The 4,007-nt window shown below is 70.8% G+C and carries 4 protein-coding genes; all 4 read left to right on the top strand.

Annotation, left to right across the window (positions count from 1 at the left end; translation table 11 throughout):
- On the top strand, positions 1-998 hold a 998-nt coding region (locus VGF12_RS19115), incomplete at its 5' end, for a hypothetical protein (RefSeq protein WP_331177638.1).
- Positions 999-1,003: 5 nt separating this feature from the next.
- A complete protein-coding gene (locus VGF12_RS19110) occupies positions 1,004-2,248 on the top strand; it encodes an oligosaccharide flippase family protein (RefSeq protein WP_331177637.1) in 1,245 nt (414 codons plus the stop codon).
- Complete coding sequence (wecB, locus tag VGF12_RS19105) at positions 2,245-3,384, top strand: non-hydrolyzing UDP-N-acetylglucosamine 2-epimerase (RefSeq protein WP_331177636.1); 1,140 nt, start codon at positions 2,245-2,247, stop codon at positions 3,382-3,384. Before VGF12_RS19110 ends, wecB begins: the two co-directional genes overlap by 4 nt.
- Positions 3,381-4,007 (top strand): glycosyltransferase family 4 protein (locus VGF12_RS19100; protein ID WP_331177635.1); only part of this gene is annotated, 627 nt, incomplete at its 3' end. The genes wecB and VGF12_RS19100, both read left to right, overlap by 4 nt.

The raw sequence follows: 4,007 nt of genomic DNA, 5'->3' as shown, positions 1-4,007 counted from the left end.
TTGCACCGCCGGCCCAGCTCAACGACGCGACGCGCCACTACCTCGCCAGTGTGGCCGACGCGCTCGGCGATCTGGGCCACCGGCTGACGCACACGCCCGACCTGGACGCCATCCCACCCCAGGCGAACGTACTCTGCATCGAATGCAAGAGCGCCGCCCGGCTCAGCATGCACCGCCCGCGGGCGCGCCTCTGGCAATGGCTGCAAGGCTTGTACCCGGAGGAAGCGGGATGGCAGTTCGACAGCCGCCTGCGCGAATTCGCCTGGAACCGCCTGGAGTCCTGGACGCTCAAGCGCAGCCAGGGCGCGCTGATGGTCTCGCAAGCCATGCAGCAGCACTTCGCCGCCAAGTACCCGCGCCTGGAACTGGCCAGCACCGTCATGCCCTGCGTCAATGCCACGCTGAGCCCTGCGGCCTTCCGCGCAACGGACAAGTACCACCGACCGTCCTTTGTCTACGCCGGCAGCCTGCATCGGTGGCAGTGCATTGACGCCACGCTCGCGGCTTTCGCCGCCATCCAGCGGCAGTTGCCCGACGCCACGCTGACGCTGCTGACCGCCGAACGTGAACAAGCCACCGCCCGACTGCGCCAGCTGGGCGTTCCGGCCACGACGGTGGCCTATGTGCCTCTGGCCGAGCTGCCGCAGGCGCTGGCCGCCTTCAAGTACGGTTTCGTGCTGCGCGAGGACCACGTCGTCAACCGTGTGGCCACGCCCACCAAGGTGTCCAGCTACATGGCTGCGGGCGTCATCCCGGTGATGACCCGTGCCGCGCAGGATTTCTCGCAGCACCTCGCACCCGTCACGCCCATCGTCTGGCTGGACAGGCTGGAGGCCGAGCACGTCAGCCAACGCGTGTTGGCGCAGGAGGCCCGCCCCCTTGACGCCGAGGTCGTGCTGGCCAGCTACCGCGCCATCTTCGAGCGCTATTTCGACCATGCCGCCTACCGCCCGGCGCTGCGCGACTTCTTCCAGCGCACGGGCCTCGCGGCCGCCTGACCGCCATGTGGCGCGAGATCCTGTCCCGCTCGGCCTGGCTGTCCGCCGGCAGCCTTGTCGGCCGCGTGGCGCCCTACGCCGTCCTCATCATGCTCGGGCGCAAGCTCGACGCCGCGGCCTTCGCTTCGTTGTCCATCGCCTTTGTCTGGGCTTCCGTGGCCGCCAGCCTTGCCACCACGGCACTGGGCACGGTCACCACGCAAAGGCTGGCCGCCGATGCCGGGCCCGCACGGCGCGCAATCGCGTTGCGCGCGCTACGCCACGGCACGGCCTGGGCCGGCCTGCTCGCCGCGACCGTCGCCGTCATCGGCGCGTCAACGGCGAGCCGTGCCTTCGGGCAGCATCTCGATCTCGCCGCGTTCTGGCCCGCGCTCGCGCACGGCATGGCCTGGTCGCTGACGCTGTTGATCGCCACCATGCTCAATGGTTTGCATGCGGTTCGGCACTCGGCCTTGTTGCAAGGGGTGGGCGGCCTGAGTCAGGCACTGGGCATGGGTCTCGGTTTCATGGTCGGCGGTGGCCTTGAAACTGCACTGTGGGGACTGGTTCTCGGCAGCATCGCCTCACTGGCGCTGGGCGGAGCCCTGCTGCGCCATGCCCTGCCCCCGGCTGCGCCGCAGACCGCGCTGCTGCCTGCCCCCACCGCCGTGGTCCCGCGCGCCAGCCTGGACGTGCTCTGGAGCACCCTAGCCAATGCCGCCGTCACGCCCGTTGCCTTCGTCGCCGCGGCGCTGGTCACCCGGCATGGCGGACCGCCCACCGACCTGGCGCAGTTCCAGGCGCTGGAACAGATCCACCAGTTGCTGCTCTATGTCCCCGGATTGGTCGGCCAGGCGCTATTGCCACTGCTGGCGGCGCATGATCGGGGCGCCGATGCGCAGCGCGCGCTCAGGCCCTGGATATATCGCAGCGCCGTGGCCGGACTGGCGGTCGCAGCCTTGATGGGTTGGCACCCCGGATGGCTGCTGCACTTCATCGGCAACCCGGCCCTGACCGATGTCTGGGCCACGCGCTGGATGCTGTGCAGCGCCGGTCTTGCGCTGGCCTTGAGCCTGCTCAACAACGAGCTGCTGGCTCGCAGGCTCTATGCTCCGGCCGCCCTGCTCAGCCTGCTGTGGGCGGCCACGTTCCTCGGACTGGGCAGCGCGCTCGGCGGCGTGGCCGGCATGCAGGCAGGCCGGCTGGTCGCGTCGCTGCTGCTGTTTGCCGCCGTCTGCGCCCTCACCTCGCGCCTGTCACGATCCACATGACCCGCCTTCGCATCCTCACCGTCGTCGGCACCCGGCCCGAAGCGATCAAGCTCGCGCCGGTGATCCTGCGCCTGCGCGCCCACCCGGGCGTCGAGCACGTCCTGTGTACCACCGGCCAGCACCAGCAAATGCTGACCCAGGCGCTGCAGGCCTTTGGGCTGCTCCCCGACGAGAACCTGGCGCTGATGCAGGACCAGCCCGACCTGAACCAGCTCACCGCCGGCACGCTGATCGGCATCGGCCAGCTCATCCGCACCGCGCACCCCGACCGCATCGTGGTACAGGGCGACACGGCCACGGCCTTCGCCGCCGGCCTGGCGGCCTTCCACACGCACGTGCCGCTGGCACATGTCGAAGCCGGATTGCGCACCGGTCAGCGCCATTCGCCCTGGCCCGAAGAGGTCTACCGCCGCACCCTCTCGCTGCTGGCCGACCTGCATTTCGCGCCCACGCCCTGGGCCGCGGCCCAACTGCGCCGCGAGGGCATCGCCGACGCGACCATCCACGTCACCGGCAACACCGTCATCGACGCGCTGCAGGCCGTCTGCCGCCGGCCCGACCTGGATGCCGTGCTCGCGCAGGCTCTGGGTCCGGATCTCTGTGCCGAGCTGGCGCAGGGGCGCCGCCTCATCCTCGTCACCGGCCATCGGCGCGAGAACCTCGATCAGGGGCTGGCCGCGACCTGCACGGCGCTGCGCCAGCTGGCCGCGCGCGGCGACGTGGACATCGTCTTCCCCGTCCACCTCAACCCCCGCGTGCGCAAAACCGTCGCCACGCTGCTGGCGGGCACGCCTCGCGTCCACCTCATCGAGCCGCTGGACTACCTCGGCTTCGTCGCGCTGATGCGCCGCTGCCATCACATCATCACGGACAGCGGCGGCATCCAGGAAGAAGCCCCCGGCCTCGGCAAGCCCGTGCTCGTGACCCGCGACACCACGGAGCGCCCCGAAGCCCTCGAGGCTGGCACAGCACTGCTCATCGGCCAGCAGGCTGAGCCCCTCGCAGCCGCCAGCAACCGGCTGCTCGACGACCCGGCCGCCTACGCGGCCATGGCCGAGGCCCGCCACCCCTTCGGCGACGGCCGCGCCAGCGAACGCATCGTCGAGGCCCTGCTGCAGGGCCTGGCCCGCCCATGACGCCTGACTACACGCTGATCACGCCGCGGCTGGATGCGACGGGGCCATGCAACGTCGCCGCCGAGCTCGCGCAAGCTGCACTGGCACAGGGCTGGCAGGTGCGCTGGCTCTATCTCTCTCCCGGCCCCGGCCGCCCCGACCTCGCCGGGCTGCACGAGGTGCGGCGTTTCCGCATCGCAGACCTCTGGCGCCTGCGCGGCCTCGTCCATACCCATTGCCTGCGTCCAGACCTGCTTGGCGCCCTGTTGGCCGGCTCGCGCCGGCGCCGCGTCATCACGACTGCCCACAACAACTTCCTCGCCGATCTCCGTCACGGCTACGCCGGTTGGAAGGTGGGGCTCGCCTGGGCGTTGTGGCGCCGCGCCGTCGCACGGTTGGATCGGCGCTTCTGCGTCTCCCGGGCCAGCCAACGACACTACGCGCGCCTGGCGCCCGAGCTGAACTTTGACGTGGCCTACAACTTTCGTGCGCCGGCGCCTGCCGGCCCGCTGCCCACCGCCGTTCACGGCTGGATCGCCCGGCAGCGCGCCGCCGGGCGCACGCTGCTGGCCTATGTCGGCACCTTGTCTGCGCTGAAGAACGTCGCGGCACTGCTGCCGGCCGTGAACGCCGCCCCTGGTCTG

The sequence above is a fragment of the Roseateles sp. genome (assembly GCF_036404855.1).
Taxonomy (GTDB): domain Bacteria; phylum Pseudomonadota; class Gammaproteobacteria; order Burkholderiales; family Burkholderiaceae_C; genus Pelomonas.
Note: the sequence above shows the minus strand (reverse complement) of the source record. Positions and strands in the feature narration are given on the sequence as shown.

Coding starts and splice junctions, on each gene's coding strand:
- VGF12_RS19110 (WP_331177637.1), top strand. CDS start 1,004: ATGTGGCGCGAGATCCTGTCCCGCTCGGCCTGGCTGTCCGCCGGCAGC.
- wecB (WP_331177636.1), top strand. CDS start 2,245: ATGACCCGCCTTCGCATCCTCACCGTCGTCGGCACCCGGCCCGAAGCG.